The organism is Acidobacteriota bacterium (assembly GCA_030949985.1).
In the GTDB taxonomy this organism is placed as follows: Bacteria; Acidobacteriota; Polarisedimenticolia; order J045; family J045; genus JALTMS01.
This window is the reverse complement of record JAUZRX010000055.1, coordinates 1-1436: the sequence shown is the minus strand read 5'-3', so window position 1 is coordinate 1436 and position 1436 is coordinate 1. Positions and strand designations below refer to the sequence as shown.

General features: G+C 70.8%; 1 protein-coding gene. It reads left to right on the top strand.

The genetic code is table 11. The annotated features are described in order from the left end of the window. The coding region (gene prpF / locus Q9Q40_12120; protein ID MDQ7007968.1) for a 2-methylaconitate cis-trans isomerase PrpF at positions 1–1063 on the top strand (1063 nt) is incomplete at its 5' end. Positions 1064–1436 lie beyond the last annotated feature (373 nt).

Here is a 1436-nt window from a genome sequence, read left to right as displayed (position 1 = left end):
GCTGCGCGTGATCGGCAGCCCCGATCCCTACGGCAAGCATACCGACGGCATGGGCGGGGCCACGTCATCGACCTCCAAGACGGTGATCCTGAGCCGCAGCACGCGCCCCGGGCACGATGTCGATTATCTGTTCGGCCAGGTGGCCATCGATCGCGCCTTCATCGACTGGAGCGGCAACTGCGGCAATCTGAGCGCCGCGGTCGGACCCGCCGCGATCCACATGGGTCTGATCGATCCCGGGCGCATCCCGCGCGACGGCAGCGTGGAGGTGCGCATCTGGCAGGCCAACATCGGCAAGACCATCGTGGTGCGGGTGCCCGTCAGCGGGGGGGAGGTGCAGGAGACGGGCGATTTCGAACTCGACGGCGTGGCCTTCCCCGCCGCCGAGATCCCGGTGGCCTTCGAGCGGCCGGTCGACCCCTCCGAGCCCCTCTTCCCCACCGGCAACCTGGTCGATCTCCTGGAGGTGCCGGGCCTGGGCAGTTTCGAGGCCACCATGATCAACGCCGGCATTCCCACCATCTTCCTCAACGCCGCCGATCTGGGTTACACCGGAACCGAGTTGCAACCGGCGATCAACGAGGACCGCGCGGCGCTGGAACGCTTCGAGACCATCCGCGCCCACGGCGCGGTGCGCATGGGGCTCATCGAGGCCCCGTCCCGGGCGGCGGAGCGCCAGCACACGCCCAAGGTGGCCTTCGTGGCGCCCCCGGCCGCCTACACCGCCTCGAGCGGCAAGGCGATCTCCGCGGAGGCGATCGACCTGAATGTCCGCGCCCTGTCGATGGGCAAGCTGCACCATGCCATGATGGGGACCGCCGCGGTGGCGATCGGTGCCGCGGCCGTCATCGAGGGGACCCTGGTCAACCGGGCGGCCGGTGGGGGCTCTCGCGATGCCGTCACCTTCGGTCATCCCTCCGGCACCCTCCGGGTCGGTGCCACGGTGCACCGGCGGGATGGGCGCTGGGTGGTCGAGCGGGTGGTGATGAGCCGCAGCGCCCGCATCCTGATGGAGGGCCGGGTACGGGTGCCGGGCGAGGTGCTCCAGGAAGCGCCGGACTGAAGTCCGCCATCCGGTCCGTCAACTCCCTCTTCCGCGACAGGTGAACCGCCCGGGCGGGGCCACCGCTCCCGGATCGTTGCGCGCACGGGGGCGGCACGGAAGACCGGGGGGCCGGGCAAACCGGGCGTTTGCGGGCGCGGCGGGTGCCAAGCGCCGCCAAATCACCATGGCGCCGTGCGGCGAGGCGGGGATGGGGTTTATCGAGGTTCCCATGAGAACATGAGACACGGGAGGAACATGACGTGCTGCAACTGGGCCTGATCTTCGTCCTCGTGGCCGGCGCCTGGGCGCTGGCCTGCCGCGGGAGCGGTCTGCCGCTCTGGACCGCGGCGGGCGCGGCATGGCTGTTGCTGGCGACCATGCTCACCGGGCC